The sequence below is a fragment of the Mesorhizobium sp. M4B.F.Ca.ET.143.01.1.1 genome, assembly GCF_004792275.1.
GTDB lineage: Bacteria > Pseudomonadota > Alphaproteobacteria > Rhizobiales > Rhizobiaceae > Mesorhizobium > Mesorhizobium abyssinicae.
In genome coordinates, this window is the sequence record NZ_SRSR01000396.1 from 1 (window position 1) to 279 (window position 279).

The 279-nt window shown below is 62.7% G+C and carries 1 protein-coding gene; it reads left to right on the top strand.

Annotated elements, in window-relative coordinates; genetic code table 11:
• Window positions 1-279: tautomerase family protein (locus tag EN786_RS37495; RefSeq protein ID WP_135910252.1), on the top strand; the 279-nt coding region annotated here is incomplete at both ends.

The window sequence follows — 279 nt, forward strand, 5'->3', positions numbered from 1 at the left end:
ACGGACATCACCGCGAAGCTGATGCGCAAGGACCCGACAATCACCGCGGTCGCGGTCAACTACATCGACCCACAGCACTGGTTCGCCGGCGGCAAGTCACTGGCCGCGCACGGCACCAACACATTCAGGCTGGACATCAAGGTCGTCGACGGCACCAACACCAAGCTCGAACTGGAAGCCTATCTCAAGGCGATCTTCGAGGCTTTCGGCCGGCTGCTCGGCGGCGTGCATGAGGAAAGCTATGCCCTCGTGCATGAGGTACCGGCGGCGGCCTATGGC